Source organism: Halorubrum depositum, from assembly GCF_007671725.1.
Classification (GTDB): Archaea; Halobacteriota; Halobacteria; order Halobacteriales; family Haloferacaceae; genus Halorubrum; species Halorubrum depositum.
The window spans coordinates 244,476-267,393 of the sequence record NZ_VCNM01000001.1 but is presented as its reverse complement, the minus strand read 5'-3'; the positions used below and the strand labels follow the sequence as shown (position 1 = coordinate 267,393).

Below are 22,918 nucleotides of genomic sequence, written 5' to 3'. Positions count from 1 at the left end.
CGCGATCTGCGGGGTCGGAGGGTAAAAGTACATATCCCTCGGTCCTGTCGGTTCGGGCGTATGCTGGACCGTCTCCGCGACCTCGGCGAGCGCGCCTACCGCCGGCACCTCCGCCGCGAGGTCGAGGACGTGCCGGCCCACGTCGCGATCATCCAGGACGGGAACCGGCGGTACGCCCGCGAGCGCGGCGACGACGCCCCCGACGGGCACCGCGCCGGCGCCGACACCACCGAGCGGGTGCTCGACTGGTGCGCGGACCTGGGCGTCGCGGAGCTAACGCTGTACGCCTTCTCGACGGAGAACTTCGAGCGCCCCGACGAGGAGCTGACGCCGCTTTTCGACCTGCTGGAGCGCAAGCTCCGGGAGTTCGCCGACGCCGACCGCGTCCACGAGCAGGGGGTTCGCGTCCGCGCCATCGGCGACGTCGCCCGGCTCCCGCCCCGCGTCCGCGACGCGGTCGACTACGCCGAGTCCCGCACCGCCGACAACGACCGCTTCACGCTGAACGTCGCGCTCGCGTACGGCGGTCGGACGGAACTGCTCGACGCCGCCCGGACGATCGCCGCCGACGTCGACGCCGGCGATCTCGACCCCGCCGACGTCGACGTCGAGACCGTCGAGGACCGGCTGTACGACCGCCCGGTCCGCGACGTCGACCTCATCGTTCGGACCGGCGGCGACGAGCGCACCTCCAACTTCCTCCCGTGGCACGCGAACGGGAACGAGGCCGCCGTCTACTTCTGTGCGCCCTACTGGCCGGAGTTCTCCCAGCGCGAGTTCCTCCGCGCCATCCGGACCTACCAGTCCCGCGAGGAGTCGTGGCAGCGCGCCCGCGCGGAGCGGGCCGCCGCGCTCGTCCGGGCGGTCGCCGAGGTGGAGATCGCCGAGGCGCGGGCCGTCGCTCGGCGGCTTCGCGGGCGCGTCCCGCGGCTCGACGGCAGCGACCTCTCCGACGACGCCCTCGGGATCGCCGAGAACGAGTCCGTCGGCCCGGTCGACGGGGACTCCCAGGAGTCGAAGGGCGCGAACTAACCCGCCCCCGGCGCGATCCCGCCCTCGTTCCGCGTCAGCAGGTACAGCGCGAACGAGGAGAGCCAGTGCGAGCCCGCGTAGTCGTCGGTGAGCACGCCCGCGGCCCCCGCCTCGGCGTGCCGGCGAGCCGCCGCGTCCAAGGGCTCCCGGAGTCGGGCCGCCGCCGGTCCCTCGCGCCCCGCCAGCGCGTCGGCCAGGCCCGCGAGACACCACGCGCGGGAGACGTTGAGGCCGATCAGGTGGATCGCGGCGCCGTCTCCCTCGTCGGGCTCCACTGGGATCGGCTCCAGCAGCGCGTCGTGCGGCGCCCCCGAGAGGTCCGGGAGGAACCCGTCGAGCCACGTCGCGAAGGCGTCGGCGTCGAGGACGCGGCGCATCAGATCCGCCTCGGTCAGCACGGGCGAGACGAAGTCCCAACCGACGGGTTCTGCGCCCACGACGGCGGCGGTGTCGTTCGCGTAGAGCCGGCGCGCGGTCGCCGTCGCCTCGCGTCCGAGGTCGGGGTCGCCGACAACCCGCGCGTAGTCGAGGATCCCGGCGAGCGCGAACGCCGTGTTGCCGTGGGTGCCGACCCGCTGGGGCCGGTCGATTTCGAGGAACGACTCGCGGGTCCCCCGGCGGATCCGGTCTTCGAGGGAGCGGAGCGCCTCGCGCCACGCGTCGGCGCGCGGGTCGTCCCACAGGTGCAACTCGGCGGCGAGTCGCAGCAGCCACGACCACCCGTACGGCTCCTCGAAGCCGGGGTGCTCGTCGAGGTACTCGACCTCTCCCGCGACGCGCTCGGGCGTCAGCCGGCCCTCGATCTCCGCCGCGATCGCGGGCTCGTCCGGATGGTCCGGGACGAGCCGCAGCAGGCGCACGAGCGCCCAGTGGCTGTGGACCGCCGAGTGCCAGTCGAAGCAGCCGTAGAAGACGGGGTGGTTCTCGGCGGGCCGCGGCGGCGCCTCCGGCCCCTCCACCCGCCCCTGATAGTGCGGGTACTCGGTCCCGATCCCGTCCAGCGGGTGGGCGGCCAGCGCGCTCGCGACCGCGTCGTCGAGCGCGTCGGCCCGGCCGGCCCGGAGCGCGTCCGACGAGAGCGTCTCGAATGCGTTCACGTCGGGAGGTCGGCGGGCCGCCTGTTCAATCGGTCGGTGGCGTGCGAGTGAATAGCAACCGATATCGGTCGGCCGAGGCCGGTTAGCCGAGCCCGGTCACGCCGGGTTCTTCCGCGTCAGGTCGCTGCCGCAGATCGGACACCGTTCCTTGTTCTCGTCGAACGTGCGGTTGCAGCCGACGCATTGGAAGCGCCACTCGCGCTCCTCCGTGATCCCGTCCCTGGCGATGGGCTCGACGTCGAGGTCGAGCCGCTCGGCGACGTTCTGCATCGCGTAGTCGTCGGTGACGAGCGTCGCGCTCAGCTCGAGCGCGGTCGCGATCAGGCGCGTGTCGGTGTCCGACAGCTCCGCGTCGTCGCCGGAGCCGCGCGCGGCGCGCCGGACGTTGTCGATGACCTCGGGCGCCGGGACGTGGATCGCCATCCCCGACCCCTCCATCGCGTCGAAGCGGAGCGCCCCCTCGCCGGTGAGCTCCTCGTGCACTTCGGGCACCGAGACGACGTCGTCGTCGGTGGTGTACTCGTGGATGAACGCCGAGGTGTCGAGGACTTCCATCAGCGGGCGACGACGATGTAGTCCTTCACCGCCTTCACGTTCCCGACCGGCACTTTCAGTCGGCCCATCTCGTCGACGTCGAACCCTGACCGCTCGGGGCTGAGGTGCTCGTGCGGGCTGACGAGCAGGTCGTTCAGCTCGCCGGACTTCAGGTCCATCGTGATGTTGTACAGGTCGCCGAGTTCGGTTCCGTCCGAGCTCATCACCGCTTTCCCGGAGAGGTTCTCCGCGAGGATATCTACCATGTGCTCACCGTCCGTGGCAACGGTCTTAAACGCCACGGGGGCGTCCGACGGGCGACGGACGATGACCGGGATCGCAGACGAATCATGACCGGGAATCGCCGAGCGAGTCGGCCTCGAATCGAGCGACACGGCCGGGCGCATTTTGAAAGGCTTAACTGACGCCCGGGCGGAATACGGGGTAACCGACCTTCTCGGGGCGATCACCTATGACCGACCACACAAACGCGGACACCCTTCGGACGCCGATCGTCGCCGTGTTGGGTCACGTCGACCACGGCAAGACGAGCCTGCTCGACACGATCCGCGGCTCCGCCGTCAGCGAGGGCGAGGCCGGCGCGATCACCCAACACATCGGGGCGACGGACATCCCGCTCGACACCATCTCCGAGATGGCGGGCGAGCTCATCGACCCGACCGACTTCGACCTCCCCGGCCTCCTGTTCATCGACACGCCGGGCCACCACTCCTTCTCGACGCTGCGCGCCCGCGGCGGCGCGCTCGCCGACATCGCGGTGCTCGTCGTCGACGTCAACGACGGCTTCCAGCCGCAGACCGAGGAGGCGATCGACATCCTCCGGCGCACCGGCACCCCCTTCGTCGTCGCCGCCAACAAGGTGGACACGACGCCGGGGTGGAACCCCCAGGACGGCCAGCCGATCCAGAAGAGCCTGGAGGCGCAGTCGGAGCGCGCCGAGTCGATGCTCAACGAGAACCTCTACGAGATCATCGGCCAGCTCTCCGACGCCGGCTTCTCCGCGGACCTCTACTGGCGCGTGCAGGACTTCCAGAAGAACATCGGCGTCGTCCCCCTGTCGGCGCTCACGGGCGAGGGCGTCCCCGACCTGCTCACCGTCCTGATGGGCCTCTCGCAGCGGTTCATGAAAGAGGAGATGGAGATCGACGTCCAGGGCCCCGGCGAGGGGACGGTGCTGGAAGTGAAAGACGAGCGCGGGTTCGGCGCCACCATCGACACGGTGGTGTACGACGGCGTGGTCCGCAACGGCGACAAGATCGTAGTCGGCGGGCAGGACGAGCCGATCGTCACCGAGATCCGGGCGCTGTTACAGCCGCGACCGCTCGAGGAGATCCGCACCGAGAAGCAGTTCGAGAAGGTGGCGGAAGTCGGCGCCGCGGCCGGCGTGAAGATCGCCGCGCCGGACCTCGACCGGGCGATGGCCGGCGCGCCGGTCCGGGTCGTCCGCGACCGCCCGGAGGCCGAGGTCGTCGAGGAGGTGAAAGCCGAGCTCGCGGAGATCGAGGTGGAGACCGCCGAGGACGGCGTCGTCGTCAAGGCCGACACGCTCGGCTCGCTGGAGGCGATGGCGAACGCGCTCCGCGAGGCGGAGGTGCCAATCCTGCGCGCCGAGGTCGGCGACATCGCGCCGCGCGACATCGCCGTCGCCGAGACCGCGAACCAGGACGAGCACAAGGCCATCCTCGGGTTCAACGTCGACCTCCTCGCGAACGCCGAGACGGAGCTGGAGAGCGCCGACGTGAAGCTGTTCACCGACGACGTCATCTACCAGCTGATCGAGGAGTACGAGACGTTCGTCGAGGAGCGCCAGCGCGCACAGCAGGAGACGGTGCTGGACAAGGTCGTCCGCCCCGCGCGCTTCCGCATCCTCCCCGACCACACGTTCCGTCAGAACGACCCCGCGGTCGTCGGCGTCGAGATCATCTCCGGCACCCTCCAGAACAACCGCAACGTCGGCATGTTCGAGGGCAACGAGTTCGAGCGCGTCGGCCAGCTCTCCGGGATACAGAAGCAGGGCGACGACGTCGACGAGGCGCGCGCCGGCGAGCGCGTGAGCATCGCCATCGACGGCCCCACCGTCGGGCGCGGCATCGAGGAGGGCGACACCCTCTGGACGGAGGTCCCCGAGAAGCACGCGAAGATCCTCGAACAGGAGCTGAAAGAGGAGATCACGGCCGACGAGCGCGAGGCGCTCGCGGCGTACCTCGACACCAAGCGGAAGCGGGACCCCTTCTGGGGGAAGTGAACCGATCGCCGCCGCGGACCCCCTCCTCTCGTGGTCGAGCCCTCAGAGCGCCTCGCCGCAGCTCGGGCACTCGAGCCCGTGGTCGCCCGCGACCGGCTCGACGCTGAGACGGCAGGTCTCGCACCACCGACGCCCCCGGGTCTCTTCGGTCGGCACGTCGTGTGACATACGTTGTCACTACACACGGCCGGGTTATAACCGTTACCGACGCCCCGGTGCACCGTGACTGACGCCCTCACTCCCGGACGGACCGCCCCACGTGCTCCACCACTCGCGTCGCGGTCGCCTTCCAGCGGATCGCCACGTCGTCGCCCTCGCACAATCCCAATCGCTCCGCGCTCTCCGCCGTGATCAACACCTGAAACTCCACTCCGTCCACCGCGACCCCGACCGTCGACACCGTCTCGCCCGCGTCGATCCCGACCACCTCGCCGCGCAGTCGGTTCCGGGCGCTCGTCGCGTCCGGGTCCACGTCGACGCCGCTCTTATACACGGTCACCGCGTCGGCGCCGATCCGCACCTGCACCCTGTCCCCGGCCGCCGCACCGTCGTGGAGCCCTCGGACCCGTCCGACCGCGGTGTCGACGTCGACCAGTTCGCCGTCGACGCTCGCGACCGCCCCGTCGAGCACCGTCTCGGGGACGCTCGCGGTCGCGGCGAGCACGGCCTGCAGACGGTCGTAGCGGTCGAGGAGCGCTCGGCCGCCAGCCGCAAGTCGGCTGCCGCCGCCGCCGGAGCCGCCGCGCCGGCGCTCGACGAGGGTCCCGAACGCCTGCTCCAGGCCCTCGATCCGCGAGAGCGCCCGCGCCCGCGAACGCCCCAGATCGCCGGCCGCGCCCGCGACCGAGCCCGTCTCGTGGACCGCTCGGAGGAGCGCGGCGTCGCGCCCGTCGAACTCGGCGTCGCCCTCGATGAGCGCCGCGCTGCCGCGACCCGCTCCGGCGGCGCTCTCCTCGGCCGTGCTCCTTTCGGCGGCGCTCTCCTCGGCCGCGTTCCCTTCGGCGGCGCCCTCGTCGCCGCTTTCGTCCATGTCGACACCGTCGTCCCGGGGGGTGTTGGCGCTTTCCCTCCCCGTACGCCGGCGTCCGCACGACGACGTAACCGATTCCGGTCGTCTTCCCCTCCGATTCCGACCGCTCTCGGGACGGGATCGGACACCGGCTCGGCCTCGCCGGCGCACCTCGATCGCTCCGTGTGTGAGCGAGTAACCGGTCGCGGTTGACCGGTGGCAGAAGCTATATTTAGTATCAGCCCAACGGTGTGTCCATGCCGATACATCGACGACGATTCGTCGCGGCGCTCGGCGCGGGAGCGGTAGCGAGCACCGCCGGCTGCGCGCAGTTCGGCGGGAGCCAGGAAGAGACCGGGGCCGCCGTGGCCGGCGAGACCCTGACGCTCACGACCACGACGAGCACGTACGACACGGGGCTGCTCGACGAGATCCACGCCGACTTCGAGGAGATGTACGGCGTGACCGTCGACGCCGTCGCGCAGGGGACGGGCGCGGCCCTCGAGTCGGCCCGGAACGGCGACTCCGACGTGGTGATGGTCCACGCCCGCGGGCTCGAGGACGAGTTCATGCGCAACGGGTACGGGATCAACCGCCGGGACCTGATGTTCAACGACTTCGTGATCGTCGGGCCCGAGAGCGACCCGGCCGGGATCCAGGGGATGGAGTCGGCGACCGAGGCGCTCACGACGATCGCCGACGCGGAGGCGCCGTTCGTCTCCCGCGGGGACAACTCCGGCACGCACACGAAGGAGCTGAACCTCTGGGAGGCTGCGGGGACCGAGCCCGGCGGCGACTGGTACCAGGAGATCGGCGCCGGGATGGGCGAGGCGCTCAACAACGCGAACCAGCAGGGCGCCTACACGCTCTCGGACCGCGGCACGTTCATCTCGCAGCGCTCGGAGGTCGACCTGACGATCCTCGTGCAGGGACCGATCGAGGACGGCCCGGAGATCCTCGCGAACCCCTACGGGATCATGGCCGTCAACCCCGGCGTCCACGACAACGCCAACTACGACCTCGCGATGGCGTACATCGGCTGGATCACCAGTCCCGGGACCCAAGACGCGATCTCCGATTACCAGATGAACGGCGAGCAGCTGTTCTTCCCCAGAGCGGTCTCCGAGGACCCCGACTTCCAGCAGTACGTTCCGGAAGGTTGGAGTGGGAACTCCACCGACGGGTGAGCGTGCCGCTCGACTCAGTCGCACCGCTGCTGCCGGCCGTCCTCGGGGGACCGGTCACCGCAGACCTCTCGGCCCTCCTCGGGAGTCCGGTCGCCGCCGACCTCCCGGCCCTCCTCGACCTCCCGTTCAGGGACGGCTACGTCTGGAGCATCATCTACGTCTCCCTGTACGTGAGCCTCACGGCGGTGGCGCTGAGCACGCTGTTCAGCATCCCGATCGCCGTGGTGATGGGGTTTTCCGACTTCCCGGGGAAGCAGTTCGTGAAGTCGGTGATCAACACCGGGATGGGGTTCCCGAGCGTCGTCGTCGGCCTCCTCGTGCTGTTCGCCGTCTCCAACCAGGGGCCGCTCGGCGCGCTCGAACTCGTGTTCACGAAGCAGGCGATGATCATGTCGCAGTTCGTGCTCGCGACGCCGCCGATCACGGCGATCAGCCTCGCGGCGATATCCGGCGTCGACGGGAACGTCCGCGACGCCGCCCGCGTGCTCGGCGGCACGCGCGTCGACGTGGCGCTCGTCGTCCTCAAGGAAGCCCGGTACGGCATCGCGACCGCGATCCTGGCCGGCTTCGGCCGCGCCATCAGCGAGGTCGGCTCCGTGCTCATCGTCGGCGGCAACATCACGGGCGCGGACGGGATCTCGAAAACGCGAACGCTGACGACCGCGATCCAACTGGAGGCCAGACAGGGGCAGTACGGCACCGCGATGATCCTCGGCGCCGTCCTCGTCGCGCTCGTGCTGACGGTCAACGCGGTCGTGATCCGGCTCGGCGATCAGGGGGTGCACCGCTGATGCTCCGGCTCCGGAACGTCTCGCGCTCGTACGGCGACGGGCCGGTGTTCAGCGACCTCTCGCTGGCCGTCGACTCCGGGGAGGTGGTCGCGGTGATCGGACCGTCCGGCGTCGGCAAGACGACGCTGCTCCGGACGCTCGCGCTCTCGCTCGAACCCGACGACGGCGCCGTCGCGCTCGACGGCACCGACGTGTGGACCGCCGAGGAGTCGGAGCGGCTCGCACTGCGCCGGCGGGTCGGGATGGTGTTCCAGGAGGCGAGCCTCTTCGACGCGCCCGTCGCGCGAAACGTCGAGTACGGGCTGCGGATCCGCCGCCCGTGGGCGGACCGGCTTCAGGCCCAGCTCCGCTCGCTCGTCGGGCTGCACGAGCCCGCCGACGCCGTCGGCGACGCGCTCGACGTGGTGGGGCTCTCCGAGAAGGCGACCCAGCGGGCGGATTCGCTCTCCGGCGGGGAGGCGCAGCGGGTGTCGTTCGCCCGGGCGCTGGCGTACGACCCCGACGTCCTCCTCTTGGACGAGCCCACCTCCGACCTCGACCCGCGGAACACCGCCGTCATCGAGGACGCGATGGCGAAGGCCCGCGACCGCGGGATCGGCGTCGTCGTGGCGACGCACGACATGCACCAGGCGGAGCGCGTCGCCGACCGGGTCGCGGTGCTGCTCGACGACGGGGTCACCGAGGTCGGCCCGACGGAGCGGATCTTCGAGGACCCGTCGGACGAGCGCACCCGGAAGTTCATCTCCGGGGAGCTGGTGTACTGACCGAGATCAGATATCGAACGACAGCCGCACCGGATCGCCCGCATCGGCGTCGCCCGGATCGACCACGTCGTCGCCGGCGGCGAAGCCGGCGTGGAGGTGGCCGTACGTGCGGTCGATAGCCTCCACGATCACCTTCGTCTCGCCGGTCACGGGCATGAAGTTCGTGTCGCCGTTCCACCGCGGGACGACGTGGGTGTGGAGGTGGTCGATCGAGCCGCCGGCGGCGTCCCCGCCGAGGTTCTGTCCCGTGTTCACCCCGTGCGGGTCGACGTCGCGGCGCAACGCCGCCAGCGTCGCCGCCTTCAGGCGCGCGTGGTCGAACAGCGTCGCGTCGTCGAGGTCGGTCGGGTCCTCGACGTGCTCGTCCGGGATCACCATCGCGTGGCCGGGGTTGTACGGCGCGTTGTTCAACAGGACGTAGTTGCGCTCGCTCTCGGCGACGACCCGGGCCTCGCGGGCGTCCTCGCGCTCGGGCAGGACGCAGAACGGGCAGCCGTCGATCGGGTCAGAGTCGCGCTCGACCCACTCGATCCGCCACGGGGCGTAGATCCGGTCCATCAGTCGTCGAAACCGTGGATCCCAGCCGTCGTCACCTCGACGCCGTCGTCGGTGATCAGCAGGGTGTGCTCCGCCTGGCTCACGAGGGCGTCGTCGGCCTCCTTCAGGACGGGGTACCCCTTCACCGCGTTCGCCTGCTTCAGCCGCCGTAACGCCATCTCGACGCGATCGCCCTCCAGCCACCGCGCCGCGAACGGGAGATCGTCGAACGCCTCGATCTCCTCTAAGGCCTGCCGCGCGCGGCGGTCGCGCACGCTCCCGGACCCCTGCCGCTCGAAGATCTCCTCTTCCGTTCCCTCGCCGACCTTCCCGCGCCCGTCGGTCGCGAACGGCTCGATGGCGACCGCCTGGCCCGGCTCCAGCTCGACGGAGCGGTCGACGCCGCGGTTCGGGACCGTCGGGCCCGTGTGGGCGTCGTAGCGCTCGACGCCGTGGCCGGAGAGGTTCAGGACGGGGGTGTAGCCGTACCCGCGGATCACGTCCTCGATCGCCCCTCCGACGACGCCGACCTCGACGCCTGGGCCGGCCTCGTCGACCGCGGCCTCCAGCGCCATCTCGGCGGCCTCGACGAGCTCCGGGGTGCCCGTGTGGTCGACGGTCACCGCGGCGTCGGCGATGTAGCCGTCGACGTGGACGCCGACGTCGAGACACACCATCTCCTCGCCGAACTCGGTGTCGTCATCGCGGCCCGGAGTGGCGTGCGACGCCTCCGGGTCGACGCTGATGTTGACGGGGAAGGCGAGCCCGGCCCCCTGCTCGCGGACGAAGTCCTCCGTCCACTCCGCGACCTCCAGGTGGGTCCGTCCCGGCTCGACCATCTCGCGGGCCTCGTTCGTCGCTTCCACCAACACCGCGCCGGCCTCCCGGTAGCTCTCGACCGCGTCGTCGTCCAGGGATCCGTGACTCATGGCCGTCGGTTCGGCCAGCGACCGCAAAGAGGTTGCGGAGGGACGGCGACGGCGGCAGTCCGGGGCCTCCGTCGCGGTGACCGGCCGTCGAACGCGGAACTGACCGGACCGAACCCACTAAGGCGCCTCCGAATCGACGGGAGATATGCTCGAACCGGGCGACTCCGCACCCCCCATCACGCTGTCCGACCAGCACGGCGACACGGTCACCGTCGACCCCGCCGACGCGCGGTACACGGTGGTCTACTTCTACCCCCGCGCCGACACGCCGGGCTGTACCGCCGAGGCGTGCGGCTTCCGCGACGAGTGGGACGCCTTCGAGGGGGCCGATATCGCCGTCATCGGAGTCAGCGACGACCCCGCCGAGGACCTGGAGCCGTTCGCCGAGAAGTACGACCTCCCGTTCGCGCTGCTCTCCGACCCCGACGGCGAAGTCGCGAGCGCGTACGACTCCTACGGCGAGAAGCAGATGTTCGGCAACACCTTCGACGGCGTGTTCCGGAACACGTACGTGCTCGACGACGAGGGGACCGTCGTGCTCGCGTACGAGGGCGTCTCGCCCGAGGACCACGCGGTCGAGATCGTCGAGGACACCGCCGCGCTGGAGGGCTGATTCCGGCGGCGTACCGTTCGACCGCACCTGTCGAACCGCCTACTGGGGCACAGGTCCGACTTCGGTCAATACAGGGGATCCGCACACCGCACGGTCCATTTTGTCGGTTATCCCCTTATCCCGATCGAGAAGGTGACATAAAACCAACAGTTAACGATTTCAACAGGGGGGTTGAACATTAAATGAGAGTGAGCTCGTTTGGCCGAAGTGTATCTGAGAGTATCGACGGCTCATCACGCGTGATACCGAACTCTGTGATCGGCGCCTTCAGCCCCGCACATGAACTCCGCGACGAGTAGCGTCCTCGACGCGTCCGCCGTCGTCGTCGTCGGCGACACGCCGTGGATAACGTCATACGCCGGCGCTCTCCGCGAGGAATTCGAGGCGACGGTCCACGACGTACCGACGGCGTCGGCGGCTCGAGAGAAGCTTCGACAGACGACCGTCGACTGCGTCGTTACAGACGAGACTCTCGCCGAAACGACTGGGATCGGCCTTGTCCGCCACATCCGCGATACGTCGACGACGCTACCGGTGATTCTGGGGACGGCCGACGGCAGCGAGCGACTCGCCAGCGAGGCCATCGAAGCCGGCGTGACCGATTATATCGCCGTCAGCGACCCGTCGGACGACGCCGTCTCAGACGCCATACGGCGAACCGAGCGGGCGATCCGGAGGGCTCAGCGCTCGGCCACGCGGCGCGAGCGCGCGCGACAGTTCGACGCCATCTTCCACGATACCAGGTCCGCGACGTGGGTGCTCGACCCCGAGGGGACGCTCACGCGCGTCAACCAAGCCGCCCGTGACATGGTGGACGCGGACGCCGGCGCCGTCGTCGGCGACCCGTTCTGGACGCTCCCCTGGTGGCCCGACGACAGCCAAACGAGAGACGATATCCGTCGGCTCGTGGGCGCGGCCGGAGACGGAGAGTTCGGGCACGCCGTCGTCATCCAGGACGCTGCAACGAGCTCCAGCGTTCTGGAACTCTCCGTGCAGCCGGTCACCGACGAACGCGGCGAGCTCGTCTCGATCATCGTCGACAGCGTCGAAATCACCGACCGCGTCGACCTCGAACGGGAGCTCCGACGCTCCGAAAAGCTCCACCGCGTCACGCTCAACAATATGACCGATACCGTCCTCATGACCGACGAGGACGGCGAATACACGTACGTCTGCCCGAACGCGCACTTCATCTTCGGGTACACCGCCGACGAGATCCGGGAGATCGGGACGATCGAGGACCTGCTCGGCGAGGACCTCTTCGATCGCGAGAAACTCGCCGACGAGGGCGTCCTGAAGAACATCGAGACGACGGCGACGGACAAGGCCGGCCGCGAACACACGCTGTTGGTGAACGTCCGCGAAGTCGCGATTCAGGACGGGACGCTGCTGTACAGCTGTCGGGACGTCACGAAACGAAAGCAGCGCGAACGGTCGCTGGCCGCTCTCCAGGAGACCGCACGGGACTTCCTCTACGCCGAGACGCACCAGGAGATCGCCCAGCACGTCGTCGACGACACCGCGGACGTCTTGGGCCTCGACGCGAGCGCCGTCTACCTCTTCGACGCCGACGATAATCACCTCCAGCCCGTCGTCCACTCGCAGTCGATGCGGAACGCCCACGGCCCGCTGCCCCCCGTTCACGCGGACGGGAACGACCTCGTCAGTCACAGTTTCGTCGAGAACGAGGCCGGCTTCTTCGCGGACGTCCACGATGCGGACCGCCTCGCGAACGTCGCGACCGACCTTCGGAGTGCGGCGTACATCCCGCTCGGCAACCACGGCGTGTTCGTCGTCGGCTCGACGGCGGTCGGCGTGTTCGACGACGTCACGCGAGAGCTCACCGACCTCCTCGCGGCGACCGCTGAGGCGGCGCTCGACCGCGTCGACCGCGAGTCGCAGCTCCGCGAACAGGACCGCGAACTCCAGCGACAGAACGACCAGCTCACCGCGCTCAACCAGATCAACGAGACCATCCGTGAGATCGATCAGGCGCTCGTGCAGTCCGAGACCAGGGAGGAGATCGATCACACCGTCTGTGACCGCCTCACCGCCGACGGCCGCTTCCAGTTCGCCTGGATCGGCACGCTCGACGGGCCGAGCGAGACGGTGACGCCGCAGGCGTGGGCCGGCGCGGATCGGGGATACCTCGATACGCAATCGTTCCCCGTGGCCGCCGAGAACGTCGAGCCGGCAGGCCGGACCGCGGCATCCGGATCGATGACGCTCGTCTCGAACGTCGCGGCCGACCTTCGCGCGGCCTCGTGGCGAAAGGACGCGATTTCACGCGATCTGCTCTCCGTCTTGAGCATCCCGCTGGTGTACAACGACCTCTCGTACGGCGTCCTGACGGTGTACGCGACCGCGCCGGACGCCTTCGGTGAGACAATCCAGTCCGTGTTCGCGGAGCTGGGAGAGACGATCGCCGCCGCCATCAGCGCGAGCGAGCGCAAGCGCGCACTGCTCACCACGTCGATGACTCGGGTCGAGTACGCGGTCACCGATCCGTCGTTCGTGCTGACGCGGTTGGCGGAGGCCGCCGACTGCACGCTCACCTACGAGGGCGGCGTCCAACAGACCGCCAGCGGAAACTACGTCTTCGTCACCGTCGACGACGCGCCGCTCGACGCCGTCGTCGACGCGGCGGACGGCCTCCGGACCGTCGAGGACGTACGCCGGATCCGCGGCGGCGACTCCGGCGGCGTGGTGCGGCTCCGGCTCTCCGAGCCGTTTCTCGCGACGGAGCTCGCCGACCACGGCGCCGTCCTCCGAGGTGCGACAGCCTCACGATCGAACACGGAGTTGGTTATCGACCTCTCTCACGGCGTCGAGGTCAGAGACGTCACCCAGTTCATCAGCGGGCGCTTCCGCGACGTCACGCTCACGTCGAAACAGACCCGGGAACAGGCGTCCGAACACGGGCTCTACGCGTCGGTGCTCGATCAACTGACTGCCAGACAGCTGGAAGTCCTGGAGACGGCGTACTACAGCGGGTTCTTCGAGTCCCCGCGGGAGGCGACCGGGGAGGCCGTGTCGGACTCGCTGGACATCTCTCCACAAGCCTTCTATCAGCATATCCGAACCGCACAACGGAAGCTGTTCACGGCGCTGATCGACGATCACTCGCCCGTCGTTACTCACTCCACGGACTGAACCCGCCAGAAATATCGATGCCGGAGCACTGCCGGCCCGGTAGTTCACCGGACTCTCGTTGTCCATCGGGTTGTATTATAAACAACCCTGTACGCCTACCGGGTTCATACTCAACTACCAACTATTCCCTCCTGTACCCACTCCGTTTTGATAGAGTGCCCTGCGAGAGACCGCCGGGACTCTCAGATCACCATGAGAGACGCCTCCCAAAATTCGGCCGCGGAATCGCCTTACGAGTGTTTTGAATGCGGCAAGGTCGTGCTTTCGGAAACCAGTCCGGGCACGTGTCCCGACTGTGCCGGGGAGATGCGGAACCGACGCATGCCGATAGAGTAGCGATGGCCTCGACAGCAACAGCTCGCGACGAGGAACCGAGCGAACCGGAGTCCGCGTTACAGACGGCGCGCCGCCAGCTCCAGCAGGCTGCCGATCACCTCGACATCGATCAGAACGTCATCGAGCGACTCAAGCACCCCAAGAGGGTCCACGAGGTCACCGTTCCGATCGAACGCGAAACCGGCGAGGTGAAGCTGTACACGGGGTATCGAGCGCAACACGACAGCGTCCGCGGGCCGTTCAAGGGCGGGCTTCGGTACCACCCCGACGTGACGCGCGAGGAGTGTGTCGGACTCGGGATGTGGATGACGTGGAAATGCGCCGTGATGGACATCCCCTTCGGCGGTGCGAAGGGCGGTATCGCCGTCAACCCCAAGGACCTCAGCGAGTCGGAAAAGGAACAGCTGACGCGCCGGTTCACCGACGAGATCCGGTCCGTCATCGGCCCGACGAAAGACATTCCCGCGCCCGACATGGGTACGGATCCGCAGACGATGGCGTGGCTGATGGACGCCTACTCGATGCAAGAGGGCGAAACGATTCCGGGGGTCGTCACGGGGAAACCGCCCGTCGTCGGCGGGAGCGAGGGGCGCGATTCGGCGCCCGGTCGGAGCGTCGCGATCATCGCCCAGGAGGCCATCGACTACTACGAGAAGGATATCGCGGCGACTGACGTCGCCGTGCAGGGCTTCGGGAGCGTCGGGGCGAACGCGGCGAAGCTACTCGACGACTGGGGGGCGAACGTCGTCGCCGTGAGTGACGTCAACGGGGCCATCTACGATGCGAACGGATTAGATACGCGCGCGATTCCCGCTCACGACGAAGAGCCGGAGGCGGTGCTGACACACGGGGCCCCGGAGACGCTGACCAACGGCGAACTACTGGAGCTCGACGTGGACGTGGTGATTCCGGCGGCGATCGGAAACGTCCTGACGGCGGAGAACGCCGACGACGTCGCGGCGGACATCGTTATCGAGGGTGCGAACGGACCCACGACGAGCGCGGCGAGCGCGATCTTCGCCGAGCGGGATCTCCCGGTGATTCCGGATATTCTGGCTAACGCCGGCGGCGTGACGGTGAGCTACTTCGAATGGCTCCAAGACATCAACCGGCGCGCGTGGTCGCTGGACCGCGTTCACGACGAGCTGGAAACGGAAATGTTGGCTGCCTGGCAGGGCGTCCGTGAGGAGTTCGAGGCGCGTAACGTGACCTGGCGCGACGCGGCGTACATCGTCGCGCTATCGCGGATCGCGGAAGCTCACGAGACGCGCGGGCTCTGGCCGTGACGGTCCCCGCACGTTCGTACACGCGCGATCTTCAGCGCTTGGCCGTATCGGACGAGACCGCGTCTGAAGGATCGGATTTCGACGAACGGTTCAAAACAGCCCGCCGACCCGCGAGAGGAGCCGCGGCACCTCGTCGGCGATCGCGTGCCGCTTGAGGAGCGCGAACCCAACGACGATAACGGCGAAGCCGGCGACCGTCAGCGGCGTCACGGGCTCCGAGAGGAGGACCGCGCCGGCGACGGTCGCGACGACGGGGACGACGTAGGAGACGAGGTTGATCTCGAACGCTCCCAGCCGGTCGAGCAGCGTGAAGTAGATGGTGTACGCGACCGCCGAGGACAACACGCCGAGGAACAGCAGCGAACCGACCGCCGGGAGCTCCGCGACCGGGAGCTGTTGGCTCTCGCCGAGCCCCGCGCTGAGCCCGTGGATCAACAGGGCGCCGAACAGCATCGCCCACCCCGTGAGCGCGATGCTGGAGAAGCTCGTCTCCACGGTGCGGAGCCCGACGCTGCCGACCGCGACCGCGATCACGCCGACCGAGATGAGCCCGACGCCGATCGTGACGCCGCCGGCGAGGTTCGACGGATCGGGCTGGGCGACGAGGCCGACGCCGACGAACGCGAGCACCACGCCGAGCGCGCCCCGCGCGTCGAGGTCGGAGCCGCCGATCCAGGCGGCCGCGACCGCCGCGGTCGCGATCGGCACGAGGCTGTAGGTGATCGAGGCGATGCCGCTCGTCGTGTACTGCTGGCCGACGAACAAAAGCGAGTTGTTGGCGGCGACGGAGAGCCCCCCGCTGAAGCCGATCGCGGCCAGGTCGCCGCGCGTGCTCGGGAGCGGTCCCGCCTCCGTCAGGAGGACGTACGACACCAGCACCAGCGCCGCCACGTCGAATCGGTAGGCGGCGTACAGCACGGGCGGGTAGTAGTCGAGGCCGACCTCGATGGCGACGAACGAACCGCCCCACAGGAAGGCGAGCGTGAAGAACAGGACGACGTCTCGGTACCGGGACACGGAGGGAACACGGCGACCGAGGATAAAGCGGTGTCTGTTGCGGACGGGACCGCCGGATCGGGATCGGAGCCGTTCCGCCGCGGCCGTCCGGGGACGAGCCGGACGGCCGCGTGGGCCCGCCGACCCGCTCAGTAGCCGCGGACGATCAGGTAGTCCGCGAGGTCCTCGAGGAGGCTCCGGGAGCCGCCCTCGGGGAGCAGTTCGAGGTGCTCTTTCGACCGCGCCGTGAGGTCCTCGGCCGTCTCGCGGGCGTACGCGATCGAGCCGGCCTCCTCGAGGGCGGCAACCGCGTCCTCGATGGCCGACTCCGTGACCTCGGCCGGGGTGTCGGCGTCGACGAGCCCGTCGACGTCGACGCCCTCCTGTCGCGCGTGGAGCGTGATCAGCGTCTCCTTCCCCTCGACGAGGTCGGAGCCGCGCTGCTTGCCGAGCTCCTCGGAGGGGACGGTGAGATCGAGCACGTCGTCCTGGATCTGGAACGCCCGCCCCGAGTCGATCCCGTACTCGTACAGCGCGTCGACGACCTCGTCGTCGGCGCCGAGCAGGACGGCCGGCGTCGCCGCCGACGCCCCGTAGAGGACCGCGGTCTTCAGCTCGACCATCTCGAGGTACTCCTCCGGGAGGATGTCGTCGCGCGACTCGAAGGAGACGTCGAGCGCCTGTCCCTCGCAGATCTCGGTGCAGGTGGACGCGAGCATCCGCATCGCCTCCAGCCCGTTCTCGGGCGCCGCGCCCGTCTCCGTCATGAACTCGAACGCCTTCGAGTAGAGCGTGTCGCCGGCGAGGATCGCCGTCGACGTGTCGTACTTCTCGTGGACGGCGGGGACGCCGCGCCGGAGCTCGTCCTCGTCCATGATGTCGTCGTGGATCAGGGTGAACGACTGGATCACCTCGATGGCGACCGCCGCGCGCATCACGTCCACCTCGGTCCCGTCGAGGGCGGCGAACTCGCGGAAGTCGACGCTCATCGGCTCGACGCCAGCGACGGCCTCCGCGGCGAGCGTCGCCACCGTCGGGCGCAGCCGCTTCCCGCCCGCCTCCAGGATGTACCGCGTCGCCTCGTAGAGGCGCTCCGGGTGCTGTACCGGCAGCTCTTCGTCGATAGCGGCGTTGACCAGTTCGCGCCGCTCGCGGATGGCGTCCAGCACCCGCGCCTCCTTCGTCTCGCTCGTCATTCGGCGAGTTGGATGACGTTGCCGTTCTGCGTGACGTGGATGTCACGTCCGAGCTTGTACCCCTGCGAGGTGGCGAGGTTCACGTACGGCGAGCGCCCCTCCAGCGACTGGTGGGCCGGGATGAGGTGCTGGGGCTGCAGCGCCTGCAGCATCTCGTAGTGGCCCTCCTCGCGGAGGTGGCCGGAGACGTGGATGTCGTCGTAGAGGCGCGCGCCCTGCATCCGGAGGAGCTGCTCCGACTGGTAGCGCTGGCCCTCGTTGGTGGGCTCCGGGATGACGCTGGCGCTGAAGACGACCTTGTCGCCGTCGTCGATTTCGTACGGGGTCTCGCCGCGGCCCATGCGGGTTAACATCGCGCGCGGCTCGCCCTGGTGACCCGTCACGATGGGGAGGAAGTTCCCCTTCCCCTCCTTCATGATCCGCTTGAACGCGCGGTCGACGGACTTCCGGTGGCCGTACATGCCGACGTCGCCCTGGAAGTCGACGAAGTCGAGCCGCTCGGCGGTGCCCGAGTACTTCTCCATCGAGCGGCCGAGGAGGACCGGCTGGCGGCCGATCTCGCGGGCGTACTCGACGAGCGTCTTCACGCGGGCGATGTGCGAGGAGAACGTCGTGGCGACGATCCCGCCCGAGTAGTCCTCCATCGATGTCAGCGTGTCCTCGACGTGCTTCTTCGCGTACGACTCCGAGGGCGTCCGGCCCTTCCGGCCGGCGTTCGTGCAGTCCTCGATGTAACAGAGGACGCCCTCGTCCTGGCGGCCGATCTCGCGGAACCGGTCCATGTCGATCGGGTCGCCGATGACGGGGGTGTGGTCCAGGCGCTTGTCGAGGCCGTAGACGATCGCACCCTCGGGGGTGTGGAGGACCGGGTTGATCGCGTCGATGATCGAGTGGGTGACGTTGACGAACTCCATCTCGACCTGCTCGGAGTCACCGATCGCCATCGTGCCGCCCGCCTTCATCTTCACGAGGTCGTTGTCGACTTGGAACTTCCCCTCGTCGGCGATCTGCTGTTTGACCAGCTCGATCGTGTACGGGGAGCCGACGATCGGGGCGTCGTACCGGTGGGCGAGCTTCGGAATGCCCGCGATGTGGTCGAGGTGGCCGTGGGTGGGGACGATCGCCTGGACGTCGCCCTCCAGCTCGCTCATGACGCGGTCGTCCGGGATCGCGCCCATGTCGATCAGGTCGAGGCTGTGCATGCTCTCGGTCTCCACGTTGTCGTGGATGAGGACCTTACTGAGGTTCAGGCCCATGTCGAAGATGACGATGTCGTCGCCCGCGCGGACCGCCGTCATCTGTCGACCGACCTCTTCGTAACCGCCGAGTGTCGCAATTTCGATTTCCATGGTTTGTGTATATCGAACGCCTGAACGGCGTCCATCACTGAAACCCCGCAAGGAGCCGTCAGCGCTTCGTCCGACCGCGCGTCGTTGAGGCCCCGCTACGGCCGAGCCGACGTCGGCTCACCGTGTCCCGCGGGAGTGTGGTGTCCCGAGATACAGGAGCCCGTGTTAAAAACACCGGGGTTCGGTCGCGCCCGCGCCGACCGGTAACACGGCGGTACCAGACCGTCTCGCCGCGCGAGAACGGACTTTCACCCAACCGGTCCCTTCGTGTCCCGGTATTTTTATTACCGCGACGGGCGGCGATACGTACAATGAGTGGACGACCCCTCGACGTGCTCGAAGCGTCGCTCGAGGAGCCGGTGACGGTACACCTGAAGGACGGGACGACCTACTACGGAATCTTATCCGGCTACGACCAACACATGAACGTCGTCATCGAACCGGAGGCCGACGTTGACGACCGCGTCGACGGCGACCTCGATGGCGAGTTCGCCGTCGCGATCGAAGACACAACGATTATACGCGGCGATAACGTCGTCACCATCAAAGCATGACCGGCTCCGGAACGCCCTCTCAGGGGAAGAAGAACAAGACGGTTCACGTGAAGTGCCGCCGCTGCGGCGAGAAGTCCTACCACGTCAAGAAGGAGCGCTGCTCCTCCTGCGGCTTCGGCAAGTCCGCGAAGCGCCGCGACTACGCGTGGCAGTCGAAGACCGGCGACCACTGACGACGACGCTTTCTCGATCTCTCGTTTCCGCTCGACTCCCGTAGCGTCGGGTCCGGTCGCGGCGGACCCCTCGAACCCCACGATTCCGCCGCCGGCTGAACCCCACGATTCCGCCGCCGGCCGAACCCTTACTACCGGCGGTCGCCGAGCCCGGGCATGGACCTCTCCGTCGTCGACCTCTCGCCGGTCCCGGAAGACGGGACCGCCGCCGACGCCTTCGCGAACACGGTCGCGGCCGCCGAGCAGGCGGAGCGACTGGGGTACTCGCGCTTCTGGGTCGCCGAGCACCACGGCCGGACCGACCGCCTCGCGGGGACGACCCCGGAGGTGCTCCTCGGCCGGCTGGCGGGCGCGACCGACGACATCCGCATCGGCAGCGGGGCCGTCCTGCTCAACCGCTACAGCCCGTTCAAGGTCGCCGAGGCGTTCGGGACGCTCGACGGGCTCGCGCCGGGGCGGGTCGACGTCGGCGTCGGCCGGGCGAACGGTCCGCCGGCCGCCGACCGCGCGCTCGGGACGAGCCGCCGCGTCGAGAACCCGAACGAGGACCACGCAGAGCGGATCCGCGCGCTCGTGAGCCACCTCTACGACGACTACCCGGACGAGCACGAGTACGCCGACCTCGGCGTCCCGCGCTCCGGGGACGGTCCCCCGGTCCCGTGGGTGCTCGGGTCGAGCCCGGCGAGCGGGGAGATCGCCGGCAAGCTCGGGCTCCGGTACTGCTTCGCCGGATTCATCCGCCCCGGGTTCGCGGAGCGCGCCTTCGCGGCCTACCGCGACGCGTTCGAGCCCGGCGCGCTCCCCATTGGCCCCGACGAGCCGACGGGGATGATCGCGGTCAACGCGGTCGCTGCCGAGAGCGACGCGGCCGCCGCACGCCGTCGCGCCCCCGCGGAGGCGACCTTCCGGCGGATGCAACGGGGAGACCTCGGCGACTCGACGCCGAGCGTCGCGGAGGCGATCGACGAACTCGGCGGGGTTCCGGAGCCGACGCCCGCGACGCTCGACGACGGGGAGTGGCCGCGGTCGATCTCCGGGGGTCCGGAGACGATCGCCGGGCTGCTCGAGCAGCTCGCCGACCGCGTCGGCGTCGACGAGGTGATGATCCAGCACGCGGTCCCCGACCACGACGACGCGCTGGAGTCGCACGCGCTGCTGGCCGAGGCGGTCGGACTGGAGGAGCGGGAGGACTGACGCGCCGGCGTCGCCGTCCCTCTCACCGAGCGCGCGGCGGGTTCCGGACCAGCCCGTCGAGCATCAGCAGCGCGCACGCCAGCGCGGCGGTGGCGACGGGGACCACCCACCCCTCGACCACCGCCGCCGCGGCGCCGTACCCGCCGACGAACAGCAGCGGCATACCGGCGAGGATCGCGTCGGCCCTGTCCACGCGCTCGGGCAGGTCGATCGGGGCGCCGTCGGCGACGCTCATCAGTCGACGTACCCCAAGTCCCGAAGCCGCTGGCCGATACGGCGGGCCTCCGCCTCGCTGATCTCGTCGTCCGACTCCATCTCCTGGACGACGACGTGCTTCACGAACTCCTTCACCGAGCCGAACGGCTCGTCTTCGATGTACTCCTCGACGTCCGCGACGAACTCCTTCCGCAGCGAGATGGTGGTGTAGTCGCTCATTGCGTCGGACCAGTAGCTCCCGGCACAAAAATCTAATTGCATGTAATTACGAGTGATCTGGACTACTCCACGCGTTCGCGAGCGGCCGCGATCAGCATCGGCAGCATGACGGTCGCGTCGCCGTAGACGGAGGCGTTGCGCGCGTCCTTCTCCAGCTTCCCCCACGACCGAGCCTCCTCGAGGGTAGCGCCTGAGAGGCCGCCGGTCGCCTCCGGGTCCATCGTGATCTGCACCGCGTAGTCGTACGCGCGCGGCGTGACGAGCATCGTCTGGAGGGTGAAGTTCTTCGGGACGCCGCCGCCGACGAGCAGGCAGCCGGCGTCGTCGGCCTCGAACGCGAGGTCGGTCAGTTCCGTCATGTCGGCTAAGGCGTCGAGCGTGAAGTCGGCCGTCTGCGCGTACATCCACGCCTGGAGCCCCAGGACCGAGTCCTGTACCGCCGGGCAGTAGACCGGCACGTCGCACTCGTAGGCCGCGGCGGCGACGCCGGGGTCCTCGGCCACGTCGTCGCGCTCGTTGACCGCGGCGTTCGCGCGACCGAGCTCGCGCGCGAGGTCGGCGATGGAGACGGCGCCGTCGCCCGACCCGGCGCTCCCGTCGCCCTCGGCGTCCGGGTCGGCCTCCAGCGCCGGGAACACCTCCTCGCGGAGGTGGCCCTCGAACGCGGCGAAGTGCTCCTGCGGGAGGTAGACGTTGTAGATGCGGTCGACGCCCTCGTCGCGGAGCCCCTCGTCGTGCTCGCGGAGGCTCTTCTCGGGGTCGTGGGTCCGCCCGTGGTGGTGTTTCCCGCCGATCGCCTCGATCGAGTCGTGGGTGAGGTTCGCGCCCGTGGTCACGAGGGCGTCGACGTAGCCGTCGCGGATGAGGTCCGAGACGATCCGACGCATCCCCGCCGGGACCATCGCCCCGGCCAGCGAGAGGAAGACGGTGCAGTCCTCGTTCGCGAACATCTCCGCGAGCACGTCGCCCGCCTCGTTGACCGACGCCGCGCCGATCCCGGCGTCGCCGTACCCCTCGACCAGCTCGCCGACCGTCATGTCGGCCGTCGCGCGCGTGTGTCCGACCGGGTTCTCGTGGAACTCCTCGCGGTGCGGGTCGTCGCCGTGCTCACCGTCATGCCCGTCGCTCTCGTCGTGTCCGTCGCCGTCGCTCATGCCGAGTGATGCGACGCGCGACCGTTTGAAACGACCGATCTATCGCCCGACCGAGCCCCCGCTTACCGGCGGGAACAGCGCCAGCTCGTCCCCCTCCTCCAGCGTCGTCTCCAATCCCTCGTCGTGGCGGACGCTCCGCCCGTTCCGGAGGACGTTGATGTGGTCGGCCACCGCTCCGTCTTCGAGCACGCGGTCCCGGAGGGCGGGGTGCGCGTCAAGCAGGGCGTCGAGCGCGTCGCCGACCGTGTCGCCCGGTGACGCCTCGACCTCGACGTTGCGGCCGCCGGCGGTCTCCGCGAGGTCCGCGAACAGCTTCCACTCCATACGCGAACC

At 69.2% G+C, this 22,918-nt stretch carries 26 protein-coding genes; 12 read left to right on the top strand and 14 right to left on the bottom strand.

Annotation, left to right across the window (positions count from 1 at the left end; translation table 11 throughout):
• Nucleotides 1–60: 60 nt before the first annotated feature.
• The gene (uppS, locus tag FGM06_RS01450) at nt 61–1,032 is read left to right on the top strand and encodes a polyprenyl diphosphate synthase (RefSeq protein ID WP_144796751.1); all 972 of its coding nucleotides are present in this window, start codon (nt 61–63) and stop codon (nt 1,030–1,032) included.
• Here the strand turns inward: uppS and FGM06_RS01445 are convergent.
• The 3 genes from FGM06_RS01445 to FGM06_RS01435 all read right to left on the bottom strand — a co-directional run bounded on the left by FGM06_RS01445 (nt 1,029) and on the right by FGM06_RS01435 (nt 2,929).
• Entirely contained in the window at nt 1,029–2,129 is a 1,101-nt protein-coding gene (locus FGM06_RS01445; protein WP_144796749.1) for a DUF2891 domain-containing protein, read from the bottom strand. The two genes, uppS and FGM06_RS01445, sit on opposite strands and share 4 nt — an antisense overlap.
• Nucleotides 2,130–2,225: 96 nt before the next feature.
• Nucleotides 2,226–2,684, bottom strand: a complete 459-nt coding sequence (locus FGM06_RS01440; RefSeq protein ID WP_144796747.1) for an NOB1 family endonuclease — start codon at nt 2,682–2,684, stop codon at nt 2,226–2,228.
• Entirely contained in the window at nt 2,684–2,929 is a 246-nt protein-coding gene (locus tag FGM06_RS01435; RefSeq protein WP_094523632.1) for a PRC-barrel domain-containing protein, read from the bottom strand. The genes FGM06_RS01440 and FGM06_RS01435 overlap by 1 nt, the downstream gene beginning before the upstream one ends.
• A gap of 206 nt (nt 2,930–3,135) precedes the next feature.
• Here FGM06_RS01435 and infB point away from each other — a divergent pair, with 206 nt between their 5' ends.
• Nucleotides 3,136–4,929, top strand: coding sequence for a translation initiation factor IF-2 (gene infB / locus FGM06_RS01430; RefSeq protein WP_144796745.1), 1,794 nt, complete (start codon nt 3,136–3,138; stop codon nt 4,927–4,929).
• 42 nt (nt 4,930–4,971) lie between these two features.
• On the opposite strand, the gene FGM06_RS16330 is transcribed toward infB, so the two are convergent.
• Together FGM06_RS16330 and FGM06_RS01425 are read right to left on the bottom strand one after the other, a co-directional pair.
• Nucleotides 4,972–5,097: a hypothetical protein gene (locus tag FGM06_RS16330; RefSeq protein WP_277752395.1), complete on the bottom strand. Its 126-nt coding sequence runs from the start codon at nt 5,095–5,097 to the stop codon at nt 4,972–4,974.
• Nucleotides 5,098–5,164: 67 nt separating this feature from the next.
• A complete protein-coding gene (locus FGM06_RS01425) occupies nt 5,165–5,959 on the bottom strand; it encodes a TOBE domain-containing protein (RefSeq protein WP_144796743.1) in 795 nt (264 codons plus the stop codon).
• 236 nt (nt 5,960–6,195) lie between these two features.
• Between FGM06_RS01425 and FGM06_RS01420 the strand changes: the two genes are divergently transcribed.
• From FGM06_RS01420 to FGM06_RS01410, 3 genes are all read left to right on the top strand, one after another.
• Entirely contained in the window at nt 6,196–7,125 is a 930-nt protein-coding gene (locus FGM06_RS01420; RefSeq protein ID WP_144796741.1) for a substrate-binding domain-containing protein, read from the top strand.
• 149 nt (nt 7,126–7,274) lie between these two features.
• The gene (locus FGM06_RS01415; RefSeq protein ID WP_394348614.1) at nt 7,275–7,916 is read left to right on the top strand and encodes an ABC transporter permease; all 642 of its coding nucleotides are present in this window, start codon (nt 7,275–7,277) and stop codon (nt 7,914–7,916) included.
• A complete protein-coding gene (locus FGM06_RS01410) occupies nt 7,916–8,680 on the top strand; it encodes an amino acid ABC transporter ATP-binding protein (protein ID WP_144796739.1) in 765 nt (254 codons plus the stop codon). Before FGM06_RS01415 ends, FGM06_RS01410 begins: the two co-directional genes overlap by 1 nt.
• 6 nt (nt 8,681–8,686) lie before the next feature.
• Here the strand turns inward: FGM06_RS01410 and FGM06_RS01405 are convergent, their stop codons facing one another.
• Entirely contained in the window at nt 8,687–9,238 is a 552-nt protein-coding gene (locus FGM06_RS01405; RefSeq protein WP_144796737.1) for an HIT family protein, read from the bottom strand.
• Nucleotides 9,238–10,146 (bottom strand): type II methionyl aminopeptidase, encoded by a 909-nt coding sequence (gene map, locus FGM06_RS01400; protein ID WP_144796735.1) that lies wholly within the window; start codon nt 10,144–10,146, stop codon nt 9,238–9,240. The genes FGM06_RS01405 and map overlap by 1 nt, the downstream gene beginning before the upstream one ends.
• Nucleotides 10,147–10,291: 145 nt before the next feature.
• Here map and FGM06_RS01395 point away from each other — a divergent pair, with 145 nt between their 5' ends.
• From FGM06_RS01395 to gdhB, 4 genes are all read left to right on the top strand, one after another.
• Nucleotides 10,292–10,759, top strand: a complete 468-nt coding sequence (locus FGM06_RS01395) for a peroxiredoxin (RefSeq protein WP_144796733.1) — start codon at nt 10,292–10,294, stop codon at nt 10,757–10,759.
• A gap of 279 nt (nt 10,760–11,038) precedes the next feature.
• On the top strand, nt 11,039–13,912 hold the full coding sequence (locus tag FGM06_RS01390) for a bacterio-opsin activator domain-containing protein (RefSeq protein ID WP_144796731.1): 2,874 nt from the start codon (nt 11,039–11,041) through the stop codon (nt 13,910–13,912).
• A 192-nt stretch (nt 13,913–14,104) separates the two neighbouring features.
• A complete protein-coding gene (locus tag FGM06_RS01385; RefSeq protein ID WP_144796729.1) occupies nt 14,105–14,248 on the top strand; it encodes a rubrerythrin-like domain-containing protein in 144 nt (47 codons plus the stop codon).
• A 2-nt stretch (nt 14,249–14,250) separates the two neighbouring features.
• Complete coding sequence (gene gdhB, locus FGM06_RS01380; RefSeq protein WP_144796727.1) at nt 14,251–15,534, top strand: glutamate dehydrogenase GdhB; 1,284 nt, start codon at nt 14,251–14,253, stop codon at nt 15,532–15,534.
• Between the two features lie 90 nt (nt 15,535–15,624).
• On the opposite strand, the gene FGM06_RS01375 is transcribed toward gdhB, so the two are convergent.
• The 3 genes from FGM06_RS01375 to FGM06_RS01365 form a co-directional block, all read right to left on the bottom strand.
• Complete coding sequence (locus tag FGM06_RS01375) at nt 15,625–16,551, bottom strand: DMT family transporter (protein ID WP_144796725.1); 927 nt, start codon at nt 16,549–16,551, stop codon at nt 15,625–15,627.
• A gap of 128 nt (nt 16,552–16,679) precedes the next feature.
• Nucleotides 16,680–17,726: a geranylfarnesyl diphosphate synthase gene (gene idsA3, locus FGM06_RS01370; protein WP_144796723.1), complete on the bottom strand. Its 1,047-nt coding sequence runs from the start codon at nt 17,724–17,726 to the stop codon at nt 16,680–16,682.
• Nucleotides 17,723–19,075, bottom strand: coding sequence for a ribonuclease J (locus FGM06_RS01365; protein ID WP_144796721.1), 1,353 nt, complete (start codon nt 19,073–19,075; stop codon nt 17,723–17,725). The genes idsA3 and FGM06_RS01365 overlap by 4 nt, the downstream gene beginning before the upstream one ends.
• Nucleotides 19,076–19,386: 311 nt before the next feature.
• On the opposite strand from FGM06_RS01365, the gene FGM06_RS01360 reads away from it, so the two are divergent.
• The 3 genes from FGM06_RS01360 to FGM06_RS01350 all read left to right on the top strand — a co-directional run bounded on the left by FGM06_RS01360 (nt 19,387) and on the right by FGM06_RS01350 (nt 20,996).
• The gene (locus FGM06_RS01360; protein ID WP_144796719.1) at nt 19,387–19,629 is read left to right on the top strand and encodes an LSM domain-containing protein; all 243 of its coding nucleotides are present in this window, start codon (nt 19,387–19,389) and stop codon (nt 19,627–19,629) included.
• Entirely contained in the window at nt 19,626–19,802 is a 177-nt protein-coding gene (locus tag FGM06_RS01355) for a 50S ribosomal protein L37e (RefSeq protein WP_144796717.1), read from the top strand. Before FGM06_RS01360 ends, FGM06_RS01355 begins: the two co-directional genes overlap by 4 nt.
• Before the next feature lie 156 nt (nt 19,803–19,958).
• Nucleotides 19,959–20,996, top strand: a complete 1,038-nt coding sequence (locus FGM06_RS01350; protein WP_144796715.1) for an MsnO8 family LLM class oxidoreductase — start codon at nt 19,959–19,961, stop codon at nt 20,994–20,996.
• A gap of 22 nt (nt 20,997–21,018) precedes the next feature.
• On the opposite strand, the gene FGM06_RS01345 is transcribed toward FGM06_RS01350, so the two are convergent.
• From FGM06_RS01345 to FGM06_RS01330, 4 genes are all read right to left on the bottom strand, one after another.
• On the bottom strand, nt 21,019–21,231 hold the full coding sequence (locus tag FGM06_RS01345; protein ID WP_144796714.1) for a hypothetical protein: 213 nt from the start codon (nt 21,229–21,231) through the stop codon (nt 21,019–21,021).
• Nucleotides 21,231–21,431, bottom strand: coding sequence for a hypothetical protein (locus FGM06_RS01340; protein WP_144796712.1), 201 nt, complete (start codon nt 21,429–21,431; stop codon nt 21,231–21,233). Before FGM06_RS01340 ends, FGM06_RS01345 begins: the two co-directional genes overlap by 1 nt.
• A gap of 62 nt (nt 21,432–21,493) precedes the next feature.
• A complete protein-coding gene (locus FGM06_RS01335; protein ID WP_144796710.1) occupies nt 21,494–22,585 on the bottom strand; it encodes a deoxyhypusine synthase in 1,092 nt (363 codons plus the stop codon).
• Between the two features lie 39 nt (nt 22,586–22,624).
• Nucleotides 22,625–22,909, bottom strand: coding sequence for a ubiquitin-like small modifier protein 1 (locus FGM06_RS01330; RefSeq protein WP_144796708.1), 285 nt, complete (start codon nt 22,907–22,909; stop codon nt 22,625–22,627).
• Nucleotides 22,910–22,918 lie beyond the last annotated feature (9 nt).

Coding starts and splice junctions, on each gene's coding strand:
- uppS (WP_144796751.1), top strand. CDS start 61: ATGCTGGACCGTCTCCGCGACCTCGGCGAGCGCGCCTACCGCCGGCAC.
- FGM06_RS01440 (WP_144796747.1), bottom strand. CDS start 2,684: ATGGAAGTCCTCGACACCTCGGCGTTCATCCACGAGTACACCACCGAC.
- FGM06_RS01435 (WP_094523632.1), bottom strand. CDS start 2,929: ATGGTAGATATCCTCGCGGAGAACCTCTCCGGGAAAGCGGTGATGAGC.
- infB (WP_144796745.1), top strand. CDS start 3,136: ATGACCGACCACACAAACGCGGACACCCTTCGGACGCCGATCGTCGCC.
- FGM06_RS16330 (WP_277752395.1), bottom strand. CDS start 5,097: ATGTCACACGACGTGCCGACCGAAGAGACCCGGGGGCGTCGGTGGTGC.
- FGM06_RS01425 (WP_144796743.1), bottom strand. CDS start 5,959: ATGGACGAAAGCGGCGACGAGGGCGCCGCCGAAGGGAACGCGGCCGAG.
- FGM06_RS01420 (WP_144796741.1), top strand. CDS start 6,196: ATGCCGATACATCGACGACGATTCGTCGCGGCGCTCGGCGCGGGAGCG.
- FGM06_RS01410 (WP_144796739.1), top strand. CDS start 7,916: ATGCTCCGGCTCCGGAACGTCTCGCGCTCGTACGGCGACGGGCCGGTG.
- FGM06_RS01405 (WP_144796737.1), bottom strand. CDS start 9,238: ATGGACCGGATCTACGCCCCGTGGCGGATCGAGTGGGTCGAGCGCGAC.
- map (WP_144796735.1), bottom strand. CDS start 10,146: ATGAGTCACGGATCCCTGGACGACGACGCGGTCGAGAGCTACCGGGAG.
- FGM06_RS01395 (WP_144796733.1), top strand. CDS start 10,292: ATGCTCGAACCGGGCGACTCCGCACCCCCCATCACGCTGTCCGACCAG.
- FGM06_RS01390 (WP_144796731.1), top strand. CDS start 11,039: ATGAACTCCGCGACGAGTAGCGTCCTCGACGCGTCCGCCGTCGTCGTC.
- FGM06_RS01385 (WP_144796729.1), top strand. CDS start 14,105: ATGAGAGACGCCTCCCAAAATTCGGCCGCGGAATCGCCTTACGAGTGT.
- gdhB (WP_144796727.1), top strand. CDS start 14,251: ATGGCCTCGACAGCAACAGCTCGCGACGAGGAACCGAGCGAACCGGAG.
- idsA3 (WP_144796723.1), bottom strand. CDS start 17,726: ATGACGAGCGAGACGAAGGAGGCGCGGGTGCTGGACGCCATCCGCGAG.
- FGM06_RS01365 (WP_144796721.1), bottom strand. CDS start 19,075: ATGGAAATCGAAATTGCGACACTCGGCGGTTACGAAGAGGTCGGTCGA.
- FGM06_RS01360 (WP_144796719.1), top strand. CDS start 19,387: ATGAGTGGACGACCCCTCGACGTGCTCGAAGCGTCGCTCGAGGAGCCG.
- FGM06_RS01355 (WP_144796717.1), top strand. CDS start 19,626: ATGACCGGCTCCGGAACGCCCTCTCAGGGGAAGAAGAACAAGACGGTT.
- FGM06_RS01350 (WP_144796715.1), top strand. CDS start 19,959: ATGGACCTCTCCGTCGTCGACCTCTCGCCGGTCCCGGAAGACGGGACC.
- FGM06_RS01345 (WP_144796714.1), bottom strand. CDS start 21,231: ATGAGCGTCGCCGACGGCGCCCCGATCGACCTGCCCGAGCGCGTGGAC.
- FGM06_RS01340 (WP_144796712.1), bottom strand. CDS start 21,431: ATGAGCGACTACACCACCATCTCGCTGCGGAAGGAGTTCGTCGCGGAC.
- FGM06_RS01335 (WP_144796710.1), bottom strand. CDS start 22,585: ATGAGCGACGGCGACGGACACGACGAGAGCGACGGGCATGACGGTGAG.
- FGM06_RS01330 (WP_144796708.1), bottom strand. CDS start 22,909: ATGGAGTGGAAGCTGTTCGCGGACCTCGCGGAGACCGCCGGCGGCCGC.